Source organism: Dyadobacter luticola, assembly GCF_005860805.1.
GTDB classification, from domain to species: domain Bacteria; phylum Bacteroidota; class Bacteroidia; order Cytophagales; family Spirosomataceae; genus Dyadobacter; species Dyadobacter luticola.
The window spans coordinates 1,905,775-1,925,059 of sequence record NZ_VCEJ01000004.1 but is presented as its reverse complement, the minus strand read 5'-3'; the positions used below and the strand labels follow the sequence as shown (position 1 = coordinate 1,925,059).

The window sequence follows — 19,285 nt, the reverse complement described above, 5'->3', positions numbered from 1 at the left end:
AGAATTGGTCGTAACTTGATAGGGACTAACTTCGAACGCTACATGCTCCAATCCTACCTGAAAATCGCGATCCGCAGCCTGCGAAAAAACAGGCTTTTTTCTGTCATCAACGTAGCCGGGCTGGGACTTGGCATCGCGGCATTTATGCTTATTTTCGAATATGTTGCTTTTGAAAAGAGCATCAATACCTTTCATAAAAACCTGCCCTCGCTGTACCGGATGCTCGAAAGCCGGCCTACCGGGGATGTGTTTGTGCAAATGGCCCCGGCGATAGCGCCGCTGGTTAAAAAGGAATTCAGCGAAGTAAAAGCATTTTGCCGGGTGGCTGAGAGCGCTGCCAATGGCATTGTCAGCGTTGAAAATCCTCAAAAAAAGGACGCATTATTATCATTCAAAGAGGACAGGATGGCTTATGCCGACGGAAGCTTTTTCACACTTTTTACATTTCCGCTCATTTCGGGCAATGCAGCCTCAGCGCTTGTTCAGCCCAATACCATCGCGTTATCCGCTGCCAGCGCGAAGAAGTATTTTGGTACGAAAAGTGCGCTCGGAAAGACCATGACGGTCAGTAATCAGTTTGGAAAAACATTATACACAGTCACCGCCGTCTTCGAGGACATGCCCGAAAATTCGGACCTGGAACTGAATATGATACTGTCGCTGCAAACCCTCGCCAATCCCGCCAACCTGAACGGAAACGGCTGGGCGCGACTGGATGGTTTTGATGGTTCCTACGTGACCAATTTTTTTCAGCTGACCGAAAAGAGCGATTACATCGCGCTGGAAAAGAAAGTCAATACATTGAAACAACAACTCGATGCATCGGATAAAAGCAAATTCCGGCTCCAACCGATGTCTGCTATGCACCTGGGCACCTCCATGGACGATCTCTATCCAACTAGCGGAAGCCTTTCATTTGTATATCTTCTGAGCGGCATCGCCGTGCTGATTTTGGTGATTGCGTGGTTCAACTACATTAACTTATCTACTGCCGCTTCGCTCAAAAGGTCGCGGGAAGTCGGTGTCAGGAAAGTGGTCGGTGCAGGTAAGTTTCAGCTGGTCAGTCAGTTTTTGGGTGAATCCTTTTTGCTGAATCTCATTGGTTTTGGTTTTGCCGTGGCGCTGGTGCTTTTGATCCAGAAAAACTATAATGATTTTACCCAGAAGAATTTTTCACTGACTGCATTACTCGCCGAACCTTCGTGGATTTTTGCTGCTGCGCTGCTGGTTTTGGGCGCGTTTTTGTCCGGCAGCTACGTGGCGTTTTCGGTGACTTCGCTGCCGCCCGTGCAAATTTTAAAAGGTACGCCGGGCAAACTGGGCGCCGGGAAAGATAACTGGCTCCGCAAAGTGCTGGTAGTGACGCAATTCAGCATGTCGGTCATGCTCATCGTGGCTACGCTGGTGCTTTATAAGCAGCTGCAATTCATGCAAAACAAAGACCTGGGCTTCAAGGCCGAGCAGCGGCTGGTGATCAACGGACCGGAACTGGGCGACCCTAAGTTACTGGAAACCAGCTCTGCCTTGCTCGACGATCAGGTGAGCGCGCTGCCCTATGTCAAAAACATTTCGCACACCGGCATTGTGCCGGGCACCTATTATTCTTTCAACGCTTCCGGCATTGTAAAACAGGGTGAAAAGATGGATGCGTCCAAGAAAGGCTTTGCAATGGGGATTGTGGACGACCGGTATCTATCTGTTTTTGAAATCCCGCTGGTGGCTGGCCGTAATTTTACAGTCCGTGAAGCCGAGCTCGCCTGGCAAAAAAGTAAAAAGTTGATGATCAACGAATCGGCGGCCCGCCAGCTGGGTTTTGAGTCTCCGCAGAAAGCAGCGGGGGCCATCATTAGTTGGGGCGAGCCTTATGAAATTGTCGGCGTGGTGAAGGATTACAATCACCAGGGACTGCAAAATGTCATAGATCCAATCATATTTATGCCGCGGCGGTCGGGCGGTCGGTTGGTTTTGCAAATTTCGGCTGCCAACATGCAAAAACAAATACAGGAGCTGGAAACCCTATACAAAGCTGCGTATCCCGGTAATCCGTTTGAATATTATTTTGTCGATCAGAAATACAATGAGCAGTACAAAACCGAGCAGCAGTATGGACAGGTTTTCGCGATGGCTTCCATGCTTGCGATTTTCATCGCCTGCCTCGGCTTGTTTGGCCTTGCCAGCTACATGACCGAGCAGCGTACCAAAGAAATCGGTATTCGTAAAGTGCTGGGCGCGAGCGTCTCCGGTATCCTGGCGCTGGTATCCAAAGATTTCCTGGGACTTGTGCTCGTCTCAATCTGCATTGCCTGCCCGGTGGCCGGATACCTGATGCAAAACTGGCTCGCCGACTTCGCCTACCGCACTGATCTCAGCTGGTGGATGTTTGCCGGCGCTGGCGGCCTGGTAATCCTCATCGCCGTAATTACCGTCGGATCCCAAAGTTTGAAAGCGGCTTTGATGAACCCCGTGAAATCGCTGAGGACGGAATAGGGTTTCATGTTTTGATTAAATTAGAATTCCTAAAAATATCAAGGTAATTAATTTGGAAAAACTGACTTGCGGAATGCCGCGGGCGAGAGGCCGGTTTTTTGTTTGAACAATTTGTTGAAAGACTGAGGATGTTCAAATCCCAATGTGTAAGCGATATCTGCCGTCGTAAGCAGATCGCTGCCGAGCATTTCCTTGGCCTTTTCAACCATTTTCAAATGAATGTGTTGCTGCGTGGTTTTGCCCGTCAGCGATTTCAGCATATCCGATAAATAGCGCTGCGATACTTTGAGCTGCTCCGCCACTTCCTGCGGCGTAGGCAAGCCGCTCACCAGTGCCTGTTTTTGGTCAAAACGCTCATTTAAATAAACATGCATGCGATCGATGAGATCGTGGTGCGCAACATTGCGGGTGAGAAACTGGCGATTATAAAACCGGTCGCAATGATGGAGCAGAAGCGCAAGTTGCGACACCAGTACATCCTGACTGAAATGGTCGATACTGGTTTCCAGCTCGGTCGCAATCGCTTCAAACACAGATCTGATCACCTTTTTTTCCTTTTCAGAAAGGAACAGCGCCTCCGTCACCGAGTAAGAAAAAAAGCCATATCGGTGCATGCGGGCCGCGAGCGGATGTTTGTACAAAAGATCGGGGTGAAAAAACAAGGCATAACCCTCGTGCTCCTCCAAATCATCGGATAATTCCACGATCTGGTTCGGCCCTACAAAAGCCAGCCCGCCGTCCCGGAAATCATACGAACCCGGCCCGTATTTCGCCTTTCCACTGAACTTTGATTTGAATGCGATTTTATAAAAATGCAGCAAATACTGACTTCCTGCATCCGCCAGGGCGGGTTTGGTTTCGTCATAATTCACCAAAGTAATCAGCGGATGGAGCGGCGACGGCAACCCGACCCGCTCCATCAAAACCGAAATATTTTCAAATACCACTGGCTGCCCGTGCATATCGAGACTTTCCTTTTTTTGTCTTTTAACTAAAATAAAATCACCCTAATCCTGAACAGCGGGCCGGATCACCATGTCCCCGACATCCACCTGGTCCGGTTGGCTGATCGCATAAGCTACGGCCTCGGCAATCGCACTGGCCGGGATCGCAATTTCGCCTGCGCGCTGCGTCAGCACATTCCGGATCGCTTCATTTTTAATGTTACCCGCAAAAGGCGTCGCCACAAATCCGGGTGAAATGCCCGTCACACGCCAGCGCCCTTTGGATTCCTGACGCAAAGCCTCCCCGATCGTGCGCACGGCATTTTTGGTAGCCGCATACACGCCCATCGTCCGCACAATGCTGATGCCCGCCGTGGAAATTATATTAATTATGTGCCCGGAACCCTGCGATTTGAAAACCGGCAGCGCGGCGGCAATACCGTAAAGCGTACCTTTCAGGTTCACATCGATCATTTGTTCCCAGCCTTCGATATCCACTTCTTCCATCAAATGCAACTGGCTGATGCCCGCATTGTTGATCATGACATCCAGCCGGCCAAATTCCGTTAAAGCCAGCTGCGCCAGTGCCGCTACTTCCGCACTGCTTGTGACGTCTGTCTGCAAGTAAACCGCCTGTCCACCAGCACTTTGAATGCGCTGAGTTAAATTTAACAAAAGATCGGCCCGCCTGGCGCCCAGTACCAATTTTGCGCCTCTGGCTGCCAACAATTCCGCTGTCGCTTCCCCGATGCCACTGCTCGCGCCGGTGATTACTACTACTTTATTTTCTACTCCGTTTGTCATATCGTATTATTCAATGTTACGATGACAAATTTCCGGAACCGGCGCGCCGCAAGTGTAGCCATTACCGCCAAATGTGTAGTCGCGAATTGCGATGAAGTCTCAACATTTGCCGACGACAGGTAGCCGTAATGCAGATGTACTTTTGGTTTTTTAAAACAAAAAACCACATTATGGACTACCATACATTACTCCGCCAGCTATATCAAGACTTCAATGACCGCCAGATCGATGCCATCCTGGCACATTTGCATAAAGACGTAACCTGGCCAAATGGCTGGGAAGGCGGCTATGTTTCCGGCCACGATGAGGTGCGTGCCTATTGGCTGCGGCAATGGCACGAAATAGATCCGACCGTTGAGCCAGTATCGTTTGAAACAGGGCCGGACGGTCGGATAACAATTGAAGTGCACCAGGTGGTAAAAGAGCACGACGGCCACATTTTGAGCGACTCGCGGCTGCGGCACATCTATACTTTCGAAAACGGGAAAGTGCGGAAAATGGAGATTGCTTTATAAGTCGATTTTGTCAAAAAGATTTTGACCTCGTAACACTTAAAAATCTACCACCTGCTTAAATGCGGGCTTTAGCTTATAGTTTTCGTCAAAAAGCAGCGGGTAATCCTTGCGGTTGGGCACGGGGAAATTGTCGAGCCAGGTGGATTTATCGGATACATTCCAGAAAGTGACGCTGGTGATCGTTCCTTTGTGTTTCCTGAAAACATCAAAAAGCATCTTGTACTGCGCAGTTTGTTTGGTGACCATTTCCGGCGTCAGCACACCTTCATCCGTCGATTTTTTGGCGCGGCGCTCGTGCTCCTTCGGGTATACGGAGAGGTCGAGCTCGGTAATCTGTACTTCCAGGCCGAGGCTGGCAAACTGTGTAATGGATTTTTCAAGATCAGCCGCGGTAGGTTCGTAAATCGACCAATGTCCCTGCAACCCCACGCCGTGCACCGGTACATTTTTCGCTTTCAGTTTTTTCAAAAGCTGGTAAATTTTCTCCCTTTTTTTCGCGCTTTCGGTATTGTAATCATTGTAAAACAATTTGGCATCCGGATCGGCGGCGTGGGCGTATTCGAAGGCCTTTTCAATGTAATCCTCCCCGATAATCTCGTAAAATTTCGATTTGCGGTAAATACTTTCGCTGGTATCTGGCACCGCTTCATTCACCACATCCCAGACGTACACTTTGCCCTTATACCGGCCAGCAACCGCATTGATATGTTCCTTCATCCGGTCCAGCAGCACCTCGCGGGTCACTTGTTTCCCATCATTATCAGTAAAAAACCACTTCGGCGACTGGTTGTGCCAGCACAAATTGTGGCCGCGTACTTTCAAACCATTCTTTTGGGCAAAAGCAACAATCGCATCCGCCTGCTCCCAGGCATAGCGGTCAGGCTCGGGATGGATCGGGCCCATTTTCATGGAATTTTCCGGTGTGATGCTGCTGAATTGGGTCGTAATCAGCTCGGCCTCCGGACCACTCAGGTTTCTCGGAGCGACCGCCACGCCGATCGGGAAGTAGTTTTTGTAGGCTTCTTTGAGCGTTTTTGAAGTCTGTGCACCTGACGGATTTGAAAGCATAAAAGCCAAACCTAGTGCGCAGATCAGTTTGATAGCAGTTGTTGATGTTTTCACAGTTTGTTTTGTTAAAGTGCTTGGATTTTGAAGGTACCATGCCTTGTCACACTGAGCGCAGTCGAAGTGCACGCGCGGTAGTGCTTCGACTCCGCTCAGCATGACAAAGGCGTTAAACAACAGGTTTATTAGCCATAAGCTTACTTAAACAACACCTGCGAAAACCCATGCAAATCATGCCGCCACACAGGCCAGGTATGCCCTCCCGGATATTCACTATACTGATATTTGACCCCCAGCTCATCATACTTCGAAAGCATAATCTTGCAATTCTTATAAGCAATATCTTCCTCCCCACCCATCGAAATCCAGAAGTTTTTCAGATTGGTATTGATCGTCTTCGCATTCTCTTTGGCAAAATCATAATGTGGCTTCGACAGCGCATCATTATTCGCAAACCAGCCCGAGCTGAAAACACCCAGCGAAGAGAACATATCCGTGTTTTTTACGCCCGCATACAATGTTTGAATCCCTCCCATCGACAAACCTGCCAGCGCGCGGTGCGCTGCGTCGGCCTGCACGCGGAATGTGCTTTCCACAAAAGGTATCGCGCCCATTTTCAGCTCGCTTTCAAAGGCTTTGAGAAAACCGTCGCCCGCAGTGGCCATGCTTCCCGGCCCCATCGGGCTACCCGGATTTCCGTCCATCATGGCGATGATCATCGGTTTTGCCTTGCCTTCGGCGATCAGGTTATCGAGGACCAGGTTCGTTTTTCCCTGCGTCGCCCAGCCGCGCTGGTCTTCGCCGCCGCCGTGCAAAAGGTATAGTACCGGATATTTTTCAGTGGATTGTTCATAGCCCGGCGGCGTGTACACATACATTTCGCGCCACATATTGCTAGCTTTTGAGAAGTATTTTCTGACGTGGACATCACCATGCGGCACCTCGCGCATCGCATAGTAACCGCCGCCGCGGAAAGGAATTTCAATGCCGCTGGCCATGCGACCCATGCCATAGAATGTTTCACTCGCCGGATCAGCCAGCGCCACACCATCGATTAGCAGGGAATAATAATGAAAACCTTCGCTGATGGAATCCGTCGTCACCGACCAAAAACCGGCGGTATCCTTCGTCATATCATACTTTTTACCCAGATCCACCTGCACTTTCTGCGCCTGCGGTGCTTTGGTACGGAACACCACCCGGTTGTCAGGTAAAATCTGCGGGTACTGTGCATTGCGGATGTTAGTAGCCGCAGGCGTTCCCAGAATGGTGTATTTGTTTAAAGAAGCTACATCCACCGGTTTGAATAAAAACTGCGAAAACATGTACAGCCCGTTTTTCCAAACCTTGAAATCATGCACGCCCGGCTCCACATAATACACGTGCGGCACCTCATGCTCAAACAGATAGTCGTGCGTGCGCTTGCTAAATGTGATCAGGCGGTCATTGTCGCCGCAGGAAATGAAAAGCAGTTTCAGTTTCTTCTTCGCTTCCTCCGGGTTCGGCATCAGCTCCTCCGGCTTTTTGGTGTTGGGCGCGGAAGAAAACCCTCCTACCCATGCAAATTTGTCTAAATTACCCAGCCCAAAGTTCAGCGACTGCCCGCCGCCCATTGATAACCCTGCAATTGCGCGGTGCTCGCGGTCGGTCAGCACCGGATATTTTTTCTCGACAAAAGGAATGAGATCATTCAGCAAATCCTTTTCAAAAGTCGCAAAAGCCTCCACCTTGTCCGGTGCCATAATGTTGCCGACGGCCCGGTCGTCCTTCATCGCGCGACCATTCGGCATGACCACAATCATCGGTTCGATCTTCTTGTCGGCATACAAATTATCCAGGATCAGCTGCGGGTTACCGCCTTTGAGCCACTCTTTTTCATCCCCGCCGATGCCGTGCAGGAGATACAGTACCGGATATTTTTTCTTTTTGTTAAAACCCGGCGGCGTGTAGATCAGCGCTTTCCGCGCATTTCCGACGGTTTTGGACTGATAACTCACCGAATCCAGCTTTCCCGCAGGTACCTCTTTGCGCAGCACATCATAGCCTTTCGGCATCTCCATCTGTTGGTTTTGTGCAAATGTTGCGGAGCCGAATAGCAGGACACCCAGGAGAAAAGTTATCCCGAAAAAACGGTCACCGGCAGCTGCCAGGCGGGATTTTGAAATACCTGACATTGCGCCGCGGTTTTCGTTTTTGTAAATAAAATGCGTCATAAGTCAACGGGTTTAATGATCCTCAATGTGGAAATAATCAAAATCTGCATAGCCTCCGGCCGTCTGCGTGGCATAATTGAACAAGGCGAAGCGATAGCCCATAAAATGCGGCAGGGTATAGGCCATTTTCAGCGGCGAGCCGATGGGTTGCCAGGTCGCGCCGTCCGTGCTGTAATAAAATTGGGCAATGTCTTTTTTATCGGTAAAGTCGCAATGCGCTTTGAAATAGGCCTTTTTTCCTTGCAGCGGAATACTTTGTACTTCTACCGCCGCGCCAGATTCCGCATTTACCATCACGACATGGACAGTTCCGCGTCCCATTTTCACGCCCACCAATCCGTATTTCTTCTGCAAAAGTCCCAGCCCGGCAAAGTCGCCTTCTTTCATATTGGAGATATCAACCGCGACTGAGCCAGACGATTGCGGGCCGAATGTGCGCTGCGTCAGCGTGTTGCGGGCCGATACAAATGAAGTATCTACCCGACCGGCTTTAAGCCGAAGGTATCCCGCACGCTCGGTCACCGACCAGAGCGCATTGTCAGGATTATGGTTCCACTGCCATACCAGCGGCAATGCAGCGGCGCCTTTTTTACGGGAAAATTCATCGGAAGCCACAATGCCGGGCATCAGACCTTTACTTTTTGGCAAGTCGAGGTTGTCGGGCACCTTGCCATCAACGCCGAGCACCGGCCAGCCGTCTTCCCATTTCACCGGCACCAGGTATGGAATGCGCCCCACCGATCCGTAATCGCGGAACAGATACGAAAACCATTTCCCGTCCGGCGTGTCGATGAGCCCGCCTTGCGCCACGCCCATATCTGCCAGGGCGACGCGGCCCTCGTAAGGTCCGGTAATCTTATCGGCGCGATGAATGATCACGGTACGCATGCCGCCCCGCGGCCAGGTAATGTTGAAAAGATAGTATTTACCCTTGATTTTGAAGAGTTGCGAACCTTCTGCCGGAAGCCCCGGGCCTGAGCCCGCTGGCGCACTCGCATTTTCTATGATTACCTGCTCGGTACTACCCGGCTTGACACCTGAAACCGTCTCGTCGAGCTCTACTAGCTTGATTTTCCCGGCCCCATAAATCAGATACACTCGTCCATCATCATCAAAAAACAAAGAATGATCATGGTAGGAAGGTTTGAAAGAGGTAGACTTCCAGGGGCCTTTTTCAATATTTTTGGTGGTAAAAATGTAGGTCTTGCCTGTGGTCTGTGCAAATGTAGTCACGTAAAAAGTGCCTCGATGATACCGCAAACCGCTCGCCCAGGAACCCCGGCCATACGTATTTTTACCATTTACCAGGTTGAGCTCATCCACATTCGCCAGCGTATCATACGCATAGCTGACCAGCTCCCAGTTCACCAGGTCCTTCGACTTCATGATCGGCACGCCGGGATTCATGTGCATGGTAGTGCTGCTCATATAGTACGTATCCCCCACCCGGATCATGGCCGCATCGGGGACGTCCGCGAATATGATCGGATTCCGCGCACCTTGGCCCATCGACCCAAATGCGGTCAAAAAGAGCAGAAAAGCCAGTAAGCCGGACGAAAAAAATCTCAGGTTCATTTTGTTGGGGCATTAGAAACCTTCCCGAACATCGGGTCATTGCCGCTGTATTTCAAATACTTAAATGAAGCCGAGCTGGTCGTTTTTTCTCCTGACGAAGTCGCGTACATGCCGAACAGACAGCCTATAAAACCACCCGCTTCCTTCGTACTCAGGAATTTGGCATCGAGCTTATCTTTCAGCAGTTGCCAAGAATTTCCTTTAGAAAAATAAAAGCTATAAGTGCCTCCTTCGGCCACAATGCGCAGTTTAACCGGCGTAGCTGCGTCCGCGAGCGGCATTTGGGTCAACAGCTCCATTTCTTTGTCCTTCGGATTGGATTTGTAAAGCTGGATTACCGGTTTATTTTGGTCAAATGATTTGCTGATCAGGTAAAAATGGCGCTCGTCCTGGAAAATCGTCAGGCCTGCTTTTTCCTTTTCTGATTTGGCTGAAAAGCTGAGCTCGGTTTCAGTCGTACAATACAAATGCTGCTGGCGCTTGCCGATGAAAGAAGGGTTATCCAGCTCCATGATGGTTTCAGGCTTCAATTTCAATGTCAGGCCATTTTTTGCAGAAAGCGAAAAAGAACTGCTGTCGATCGTCCGCATGAAAAGCAGCGCCGGGTCGAGCGACTTTTCAAATGTGAGTGTATAACTGAAATTTCCTGCCTGCTGACGTGCGCCGGGCTGCTTCACCTCGGGGAATGCGGCTTTATACTGGTACTGGATTTCTTTGACATCCGGGTTAATAATCGGCCACTCGTCTTTCCACGTCACCGGCGCGATGAATGTTTCCCGGCCCGTATTGTAGTAGTCGCCCTCATAAGGTCTTACTGCCAAAAAGATAGCGTAAGTTTTTCCATCGGGTCCATCCACAAACTGCGCATGCCCGGCTGATGTCACCGGGTCTTTGCGATCCTCCGGCAATCCTCTTTGGGTTAAAATCGGGTTATTTTCGTAAGGGACATAAGGTCCCCACACAGATTTACTTCGAAACACAACTTCGGTATGATTCACGGACGTACCGCCCTCCGCTGCGTATAGATAATACCAGCCAAACCGCTTCATAATGTGCGGTGCCTCGATCCAGACGGGCTTTTTACTCAGATCCACCCCACCATTGACCAGCTGCTTTTCCTCCCCGATCACCTTCAATGTAACCGGATCCATTTCATAAATGCGGATCGTGCGGTGACCGGAATACAGCGGTTTGTGGTCCGGCGCATCGCTGTTGTAAATGATATAAGCCTTGTTGTCCTCATCAAAAAACAGCGAAGGATCAATCCCGCGAACCTGCGGAATGCGTACCGGGTTACTCCACGGGCCTGCAGGATTTTTAGCAGTCGCCACAAAGTTTCCGTCATGGTCAATATCGGTGCAGGTCACGTAGAATGTACCTTTGTGGTAGCTGATTGCCGGTGCAAAAAGTCCGCGCGTGAGTTTTTCGCCCATGAAATCCATCTGCGACGGCCGATCGATCACATTGCCGATCTGCTTCCAGTTTTTAAGGTCTTTGCTATGAAAAACCGGGATGCCTGGAAAGTAGGAGAATGTCGAATTGACCAGAAAATAATCCTTCCCCACCTGCACTACGCTCGGGTCGGGATAGAAGCCTGTCAGTATTGGATTAACCAGCGTAATGGACTGAGCGAAAGCTTGATAGCCTGCTACCAGGCACAAGAAGGTGAAAACAGTCCTGAGAAAAAGCCTGTACATTTAATATTTGATAACGGTTTGAAAAAATCTATTGCGCTGAGAATGCGTACACTTTACCCGCCTGCGTCAGGAGGTCGTAAAGCATTGTTTGTTTTAATGTTGCCTTTTCCAGACTTGCTTTGGACGAAATGACGGGTGTCGCGATCTTGTCCGTCATATAAAATGCATTTGGATTGTCACCGGCGGCATTTTTCAATGTGCCACCCGCCAATTTCAATGCATTGGGCACACGCAGCCGCAGGTTACCACCGAGCTTCGAGCGGATTTCCACCTTGGTCAGCTTCGAGCCGCTCCACTGCATATTGACAATTTCAAAACCGCCCCGCGCGAGCAGCCCGGTAATGCTTCCATCTTTCCAGACATCAGGCAAGGCAGGCAGCAAGTGAATTGCGCCGTCTGCGCTTTGCATTAGCATTTCGGTAATGCCCGAGGTGCAGCCAAAATTTCCGTCGATCTGAAAGGGCGGGTGCGCATCAAAAAGATTGTTATAAGTCCCGCCGCCGCGATTGCTCGGCGGACTTAACTGGTCCTGGATCAACTTGTAAGCATGATTTCCATCCTGCAACCGGGCCCACCAGTTCACTTTCCAGCCCATACTCCAACCTGTGGACACGTCGCCGCGGTGGTTTAAGGTAGTCCGCGCTGCGGAGAATAGTTCAGGGTTCCGGTAAGCCGAAATTTGCGACGCCGGGAACAATCCGTACAAATGCGACACGTGCCGGTGCTGGTCTTTGGGATCATCCACATCGTCGAGCCACTCCTGCAACTGGCCGTACTGGCCCACGTGCATGGGCGGCAGCTGGCTGCGTTTTTGGCGGAGGGTATCGGTAAATGCGGCATCTTTTTTCAATATTTCCGCAGCGCGGATCGCCGAAGTAAACACGTCAAAGGCAATCTGGTTATCCATCGTGGTACCCGCATCGAGGGAAGAACCTTCGTGCGCGGCAGGTGCATTTTCGGGCGAGCTGCCCGGATTGGTCACCAGCCAGTGGTATTTCGGGTGTTCGATCAGGTAATCGGTGTAAAAAGTGGCGGAGCCTTTCAGGATGGGGTAAATTTTCGCGAGGAAATTTTTGTCGCCGGTGTACAGGTAATGTTCCCACAAATGCTGGCTCGTCCAGCCGCCGCCCGCGATCCACATACCCCAGAATGCACCGTCGATCGCGCCGGTTGCGCGCCAGATATCCGTATTATGATGCGCCATCCAGCCCCGCGCGCCATACATGACCCTGGCTGTTTCCTGCCCGGTTTCTGAAAGCTCGCTTACCATCCTCAAAAAAGGCTCATGCAGCTCTGACAGATTTGTCTTCTCCGCCGGCCAGTAATTCATCTGCGCATTAATGTTGATCGTATACTTGCTATCCCACGGCGGACGCATTTTATTATTCCAGATTCCCTGCAAATTAGCAGGTTGTCCGCCGGGTTGTGAGCTGGAAATCAGCAGGTAACGTCCATATTGGTAGTATAATGTTACCAGCGCCGGATCACTCGCAGTCTTGAAATTCCTGATTCGCTCATCAATCGGCAACTTAGCCGCTTCGCTGGTACCCAGGTCCAGTTTTACCCGGTTAAAATATTTCTGAAAAGCCGCTACGTGCGGTTTCAAAAGCGCATCCCAGGATTTAGCATAAGCTTTATCCAGATAACCTTTCGCCAATGCATTCTCATCCCCAGACAATTCGTGAAAATTCGTAAAATTCGTGGCAACAGAAACATAAATAGTCGCCGCATCCGCATTCCTGACGACAACCGCAGTATCCCCGGCAGCAACACTCCCACCTTCTACTTTCACCCGCGTAATCGCCTTCATTTTAATCATCCCCTTCACTCCTTCATGGTCAACTCCGGTAGCCGCAAGCGTCAGCTCATTGGGCGAATTCACCTTAATTTGGGGCTGCGGATTAAGCGTCGAATACGCAGCAGAAAACGATATTTTTCCTGGTTTATCAGCCGTCAACCGCACCACAATCACCTGATCCGGAAAAGACGCCAGCACTTCCCGCGTGTAAGTCACGCCATCGACCTGATAGCTGGTTTTTGCCACCGCGCGCTCTATGTCAAGTTCGCGCTGATAGTTCTGACAACTTTCGTGACCCGGAAATGCCAAATGCAGCTCGCCCACCGGCAGATACATTTGCCCATGCGATTTTTTGGTAATAATTGCCTGGTTAGCAAGCTTTTCGGCTTCTTTTTGTTTTCCGTCAAAGATCAGTTTCCGGATCTCCGGCAAGGCTGCCAGCGCTGCCGGATTATCATTCCGGTTTGGCCCGCCCGACCAGAATGTACTTTCATTCATCTGAATCGTTTCGTCGGCCACATTGCCGTACACCATCCCGCCAAGCCGGCCATTTCCTACCGGCAAAGCATTTTCCCAGGTGTTGCCGGAGGGGGTGTTATACCAAAGTTTAAGCGGCTGCGGGTTCTGGGCAAAGCTGCCATAAGACAGCGTAATCAGTAAGCAAAAAAGAAATCGGGTTCTCATGAATGTTGATAAAATGCGAATTATTTTAAGGCTCGATGGTACGGATCGCCCCGTCTTTTTCCCGCAAAAGCTCGCGGACTTTGATATTTCGTAAATGCGTTTTGCCGGACAATGCTGCGTCGTGGTAATAGATGTACCATTTCCCCTTAAAGTCGACGATGGAATGATGCGTCGTCCAGCCCTCTACCGGCTTCATAATCACACCTTTGTAAGTAAATGGTCCGTAAGGTGAGCTGCCTTCCGCATAGCACAGGAAATGTGTGTCGCCTGTGGAGTACGAGAAATAATATTTGTTATTAAACTTGTGCATCCACGCACCTTCGAAAAACCGGCGGTCTTTGTCTCCTGCCAAAATCGGTTTTCCATTTTCATCGACGATCTGCACGTCCCGGAGCGGCTCATCGAAAGAAAGCATATCCTTACTCATTTTTACCACTTTGGCGCTCAGGGCAGGTTCGTTTTCATGTCCTTTGCCCAAATCGGTCGATAAACTTTTTTCATACTTTCCGGTATGCCAGCGTTGCAGCTGCCCGCCCCAGATTCCTCCAAAATACATATAAGATGTACCGTCTAAATCCGTAAATACCGCAGGATCAATGCTGTAACTTCCCGGGATCGGCTCGGGCTGTGGCTTAAATGGACCAGTCGGTGATTTGCTGGTAGCGACGCCGATGTGAAAAACATCCTGCTTGTCTTTGGCAGGAAAATACAGATAGTAAGTCCCGTTTTTGAATGCAGCATCCGGCGCCCACAGCTGGCGGCCTGCCCAGGGAATGTCTTTCAGATCGAGCACCACGCCATGGTCGGTGACTTTTCCCGTGGGGCTGTCCATCGAGTACACGTGGTAATCGCGCATGTTGAAATGTCCGCCCTCGTCGTCCTGGGGCACATTGGCTTCAATGTCGTGGGAAGGATAAATGAAGATTTTACCATTGAAAACGTGCGCGGAAGGATCGGCTGTAAAAAGATCTGTCACGAGCGGCTTGATGGCAGCAGGCTTATCCTGGCAAAAACCGGGAACCGCAAATGTGCCCGATAGCGACAAGGCGAGCACTATCGAAATTTTACGCACATTATTTGTCAAATTGACAATATATTTTTTAAACATAGGACTTCTATACAGGTATTGGTGACCCATCATTTTTTTAATATTATATTTAATTTATTAATGAGCAAATGTAGGTGGCAAGGGGTGTTTTGCGTGAGCATATTTGTTGAAACTAATGTCACAAATGTTCAAAAAGGGCCACTATCGTGAAATTTAAATCAAAAATACCGGACCGTATGCGATCAGCGTCCCTGAAATATCTGTTTGTTTTTTTGAATGTCTTTTTGTTCGCGCTGCCTGGCAACTGCCAGGCCGACGGGAATGATCCGCAGCTAAATTTTACGGCGATTACCTCGATGGACGGCCTTTCGTCGAACACCGTGCACACGATTTTGAAGGACCGTTATGGTCTGGTTTGGTTCGGTACGGACGACGGTTTGAATAAATACGACGGGACGGAATTTACGATTTACCGGCACGACAGAGCCAATCCGACGAGTCTCGCTTCGAATGATATTTCTTCCCTGCACGAAGACAAAGCGGGAAGGATTTGGGTAGGTACGATCCAGGGATCATTGCATTTATATGACCGTAAAAAAGACGCTTTCAAAAGAATTTTGGTCAACGAAAGCGTTACCGCGGTAACCAGCGACCACACCGGGCAATTGTGGGTAGCGACGACGACCGGGCTGGTTTTGGTGGATCCGCTGACATTCAGGCTTACCCGCCTGAGCCAGCGCACAGGCGTTCCCAATCAGATCCGGAACGAGTTGGTGCAGAGCTTATTTGACGATGGCGCGGGGCGTATGTGGATCGGCACCGAGATCGGTTTATTCCTTTGTGATCTTAAAACCAAACAATTTACCCGCGTTCAATATGAGCAAAATGCCGCCAGTGGTAATGCAAACCAGGTGAAAACGATTACCGGCGACAAAACCGGCCATATCTGGGTGGGGACATTCAGCGGACTGTACAAATTTGCAACCGACGGCTCGCTGCTTCAGACATTCCGGTACCAGGCGAACGACGAACATTCGATCAGCAGCGATATGGTGTATGCCGTGGCCGCCGAAAACCGCGAAACACTCTGGATCTGCACAGACGGCGGGCTGGACTTAATGCACATGGAAACCGGAAAAGTGACCCGCTACGCCCCGGATACCCGCACACCTTTTACGCTCACCAACAAGTCGGTGCGCAGTATTCTGATTGACAGGCAGGGGATTTTCTGGCTGGGGACTTACAAGGGTGGCGTCAATAAATTTGATAAAAACCTGACAATTTTCGCGCTGAAACGCTCCAATCCCTACGATCCGCATGGGCTGAGCGCACCGTTTGTGACCTCATTTGCGGAGAAAAAAAATGGCGATTTGTTTGTAGGGACCGACGGCGGCGGGTTGAATTTGTACCACCACGAAACCAATTTATTCACCAAAATCCCGGTCGTACCCAAAAACAAGCAAGCCTGCTCCGGCCTGGCGATTATGTCGATGGAGCTGGCGGGCGACAAGCTTTGGATCGGCAGTTTTCAAAACGGACTTTTTGCGCTGGATGTGAATTCCGGTCAATACCAGCAATTTACGCAGGGAGAAAATTCCGCCTCACTCAATAACAATGATATCTTTTCGCTCATGACCGACCGGCAGGGTAAGCTGTGGATCGGTACCAACGGAGGCGGAGTGAATGTTTTTGATCCTGGAACACAGCAGTTTGAGCGTTACTTTGAGGGCAGCACCCCGCTTGCCCGCCGCATGATCCCATTGAATGGTTATATCCGGGGTTTGTTGCAGGACAAAAATGGTCAGATCTGGATTGGGTCGCATGGTACAGGGCTGGTGATCTTTGATCCGATAAAAAGAAAGTCCATTCATTTTGACAAGTTAAACAGCACATTACCAGGCAATAACGTACTTGCGCTGCTCGAAGACAGTCACGGCAACATTTGGGCCGGAACGGGTGGCGAAGGGTTGGCAAAGTTTGATGCAAAAACGCGCCGGTTTGTAGTTTTTGATCAAAAAGCGGGACTGGCGAGCGGGGTGATCAACAAGATCCTGGAAGATGCGGAGGGACGTATCTGGGTAAGTACCGATCGCGGTGTGAGCTACCTGGACCAAACGACGAAGCGGTTTATCAATTACTCGCAGTATAATGGTTTACAGAACAACACTTTTATCCTCGGCGCGGGTATCCGCACACATGACAACCTGCTATACTTCGGTGGGATTCAAGGATTTAACTACCTGGATACGCGTGAGCTGAGGCAAAACAGCCACCGCATGCCGGTGGTTTTGAAAGAGCTTCGGGTGGGTAATAAGTCCATCACGCCAGCTGATTCCACGGTACTTGACGAGCACATTTCCATCGCGAAATCCATTCATTTAGACTATAAACAAAACTTTACGCTCTCCTACGCCGCGCTCAATTACTCCGATCCTACACAGACTGTGTACCGCTACCGACTGAATGGTTTTGATGCGGAGTGGCATGATGCCGGGGCTTCCAAGACCGCAGGTTACACCAATCTGAACCCCGGTACTTATGAGTTTGAAGTGCAGGCCAAAAACCAGAGCGGCGATTGGGGTAGCCACGGTACCAGCGTCGAAATTGTTGTGAAGCCGCCGTTTTACATGACCATCTACGCCTATATTTTTTATGGGCTGGCTTTGTTCGGCTTGTTGTTTTTGATCCGGCACCGGGGCATTCAAAAGCTGAAAAACAAATTCCGGCAGGAAGAACTGGAACGGGAAACGGAACGAAAAAGGGAGCTAGATGCGATGAAAATCAAGTTTCTGACCAATCTCAGCCATGAGTTCCGGACACCGATTTCGCTGATCCTGGCACCGCTGGACCAGCTGCTGAGCCGGCCGGTACCTGCCGAAAATACGCCGCATTTGCAGGGTATCAAGCGAAATGCACGTCGGTTGCTCAACCTGGTCGACCAGCTGCTGGATTTCAAAAATTTGCAGGAGCACGAATCGAAACTGGAAACCACGCAGGGCGAAATCGTTTCTTTCATCCAGGAAACTTCGGAATCTTTCCGCTATCTCTCTCAGACAAAAGGAGTTGAGTATATTTTCGAAAGTGCCGTCGGGAATCTGGACATGGAGTTTGACCAGAATAAAATTGAGCGCATTGTACTGAATTTGCTTTCGAATGCATTTAAACACACGCCACGAGGCGGGAAAGTGACGCTGGCACTGTCGCAAACGGAGCGTGACGGGCACTCGTTTTACATTCAGGTGTCGGATACCGGCGTGGGTATTCCGCTGGACAAGCAGGAGAAAATTTTTGAGCGTTTTTTCCAGAACGATTCGTCTGCTGCGATACTTAACCAGGGCAGCGGGGTCGGTTTGTCGATCGTAAAAGAATTTGTGCAAATGCACGGCGGCTCGATCCGTGTGGAAAGCGCGCCGGGCGAAGGCAGCACATTCACCGTGGCACTCCCCTGCCACATTTCGGCGGCTACTTCGGAAAAGGAACCGACGATTTTTGACCATTATAAAATGCAGGAAACTGCTGTTGCGCAAGCGCCTGAAACCACTCCGGCTGCGGAACCTTCGGCTGATATCCTGATTATTGAGGACAATGACGAATTCCGGCATTATCTGAAAAGTAGCCTCGAATGTTACTATAAGGTGATTGAGGCGACCAATGGGAATGAGGGCTGGCAAAAGGCGCTTTCGCAGCATCCGCAGATCATTATCAGTGACATTGCCATGCCTGAGATGGACGGTACCGAGCTGAGCCGGAAAATCAAGGCCGACAAACGCACGGCGCACATTCCAATCATTCTGCTGACCGCCTCCACCGGCGAAGAGCACGAACTGCGCGGACTGAGCTCGGGTGCGAATGATTACCTGACCAAACCTTTCAATTTTGATATTTTAAATGCCAAGATCAACAACCTGCTGCTCCTTAACCGGCTGCTGAAAACGACTTATTCCAAGCAGATTGACATCGTTCGCCCCGAGCCGCAGATGGTATCCGGCAATGAAAAATTGCTGAAAGAAATCCTGGCCTACATTGATGAAAACCTCACGAACAGTGCGCAGCTGAGTGTTGAAAAAATGAGTAAACAGCTGGGTATGAGCCGTGGAACATTATACAACCGTGTTCTGGAAATCACCGGCCAGACGCCCATCGAATTTATCCGGACCATTAAACTGGAAAAAGCGGCTATCCTCCTCGAAAAAAGCGACCTGAACGTCTCGCAGATCTCCTACTCGACCGGATTTGCCACGCCCAACTACTTTGCCAAATCCTTCAAGGCAAAATTCAACATGCTCCCATCGGAATATATGCACGCAAAACGCAATCAGCAGCTGGTGTAAAGTAATGTCAGGAAGGGAAATTATGTAAGAATTACTGGAACAAATGTTCAATTTTATCCCTGAATCGTCCCATCGGTTAAGTGTGTAGTTGACATTTGATGAAATTTCACCAACCTTTGACCAG

General features: G+C 50.1%; 11 protein-coding genes. 3 read left to right on the top strand and 8 right to left on the bottom strand.

The window, feature by feature from the left end:
- Positions 1–42: 42 nt before the first annotated feature.
- A complete protein-coding gene (locus tag FEN17_RS18715) occupies positions 43–2,487 on the top strand; it encodes an ABC transporter permease (protein ID WP_138366831.1) in 2,445 nt (814 codons plus the stop codon).
- Positions 2,488–2,534: 47 nt separating this feature from the next.
- Here the strand turns inward: FEN17_RS18715 and FEN17_RS18710 are convergent, their stop codons facing one another.
- The gene (locus FEN17_RS18710) at positions 2,535–3,449 is read right to left on the bottom strand and encodes a helix-turn-helix domain-containing protein (RefSeq protein ID WP_229208879.1); all 915 of its coding nucleotides are present in this window, start codon (positions 3,447–3,449) and stop codon (positions 2,535–2,537) included.
- Positions 3,450–3,494: 45 nt separating this feature from the next.
- The gene (locus FEN17_RS18705; protein ID WP_138366830.1) at positions 3,495–4,235 is read right to left on the bottom strand and encodes an SDR family oxidoreductase; all 741 of its coding nucleotides are present in this window, start codon (positions 4,233–4,235) and stop codon (positions 3,495–3,497) included.
- Positions 4,236–4,405: 170 nt separating this feature from the next.
- Between FEN17_RS18705 and FEN17_RS18700 the strand changes: the two genes are divergently transcribed.
- A complete protein-coding gene (locus FEN17_RS18700) occupies positions 4,406–4,750 on the top strand; it encodes a nuclear transport factor 2 family protein (protein ID WP_138366829.1) in 345 nt (114 codons plus the stop codon).
- Between the two features lie 36 nt (positions 4,751–4,786).
- Here the strand turns inward: FEN17_RS18700 and FEN17_RS18695 are convergent, their stop codons facing one another.
- The 6 genes from FEN17_RS18695 to FEN17_RS18670 form a co-directional block, all read right to left on the bottom strand.
- Positions 4,787–5,818: an endo-1,4-beta-xylanase gene (locus FEN17_RS18695; RefSeq protein WP_171037967.1), complete on the bottom strand. Its 1,032-nt coding sequence runs from the start codon at positions 5,816–5,818 to the stop codon at positions 4,787–4,789.
- A 194-nt stretch (positions 5,819–6,012) separates the two neighbouring features.
- A complete protein-coding gene (locus FEN17_RS18690; protein ID WP_229208895.1) occupies positions 6,013–7,875 on the bottom strand; it encodes an alpha/beta hydrolase-fold protein in 1,863 nt (620 codons plus the stop codon).
- A 165-nt stretch (positions 7,876–8,040) separates the two neighbouring features.
- Complete coding sequence (locus FEN17_RS18685; protein ID WP_138366827.1) at positions 8,041–9,603, bottom strand: glycoside hydrolase family 43 protein; 1,563 nt, start codon at positions 9,601–9,603, stop codon at positions 8,041–8,043.
- Positions 9,600–11,300 carry a glycoside hydrolase family 43 protein gene (locus tag FEN17_RS18680; protein WP_138366826.1) on the bottom strand — a complete coding sequence of 567 codons (1,701 nt, stop codon included), beginning with the start codon at positions 11,298–11,300 and terminating at the stop codon, positions 9,600–9,602. The genes FEN17_RS18685 and FEN17_RS18680 overlap by 4 nt, the downstream gene beginning before the upstream one ends.
- Positions 11,301–11,328: 28 nt before the next feature.
- Positions 11,329–13,782: a glycoside hydrolase family 95 protein gene (locus FEN17_RS18675; protein WP_138366825.1), complete on the bottom strand. Its 2,454-nt coding sequence runs from the start codon at positions 13,780–13,782 to the stop codon at positions 11,329–11,331.
- 25 nt (positions 13,783–13,807) lie between these two features.
- Entirely contained in the window at positions 13,808–14,890 is a 1,083-nt protein-coding gene (locus tag FEN17_RS18670) for a glycoside hydrolase family 43 protein (protein ID WP_138366824.1), read from the bottom strand.
- Between the two features lie 176 nt (positions 14,891–15,066).
- On the opposite strand from FEN17_RS18670, the gene FEN17_RS18665 reads away from it, so the two are divergent.
- On the top strand, positions 15,067–19,161 hold the full coding sequence (locus tag FEN17_RS18665) for a hybrid sensor histidine kinase/response regulator transcription factor (RefSeq protein ID WP_138366823.1): 4,095 nt from the start codon (positions 15,067–15,069) through the stop codon (positions 19,159–19,161).
- Positions 19,162–19,285 lie beyond the last annotated feature (124 nt).

Bases quoted from the DNA above. Each gene is read 5' to 3' on its own strand.
- FEN17_RS18715 (WP_138366831.1), top strand. From the start codon at position 43: ATGCTCCAATCCTACCTGAAAATCGCGATCCGCAGCCTGCGAAAAAAC.
- FEN17_RS18710 (WP_229208879.1), bottom strand. From the start codon at position 3,449: ATGCACGGGCAGCCAGTGGTATTTGAAAATATTTCGGTTTTGATGGAG.
- FEN17_RS18705 (WP_138366830.1), bottom strand. From the start codon at position 4,235: ATGACAAACGGAGTAGAAAATAAAGTAGTAGTAATCACCGGCGCGAGC.
- FEN17_RS18700 (WP_138366829.1), top strand. From the start codon at position 4,406: ATGGACTACCATACATTACTCCGCCAGCTATATCAAGACTTCAATGAC.
- FEN17_RS18695 (WP_171037967.1), bottom strand. From the start codon at position 5,818: ATGCTTTCAAATCCGTCAGGTGCACAGACTTCAAAAACGCTCAAAGAA.
- FEN17_RS18690 (WP_229208895.1), bottom strand. From the start codon at position 7,875: ATGGAGATGCCGAAAGGCTATGATGTGCTGCGCAAAGAGGTACCTGCG.
- FEN17_RS18685 (WP_138366827.1), bottom strand. From the start codon at position 9,603: ATGAACCTGAGATTTTTTTCGTCCGGCTTACTGGCTTTTCTGCTCTTT.
- FEN17_RS18680 (WP_138366826.1), bottom strand. From the start codon at position 11,300: ATGTACAGGCTTTTTCTCAGGACTGTTTTCACCTTCTTGTGCCTGGTA.
- FEN17_RS18675 (WP_138366825.1), bottom strand. From the start codon at position 13,782: ATGAGAACCCGATTTCTTTTTTGCTTACTGATTACGCTGTCTTATGGC.
- FEN17_RS18670 (WP_138366824.1), bottom strand. From the start codon at position 14,890: ATGTTTAAAAAATATATTGTCAATTTGACAAATAATGTGCGTAAAATT.
- FEN17_RS18665 (WP_138366823.1), top strand. From the start codon at position 15,067: ATGCGATCAGCGTCCCTGAAATATCTGTTTGTTTTTTTGAATGTCTTT.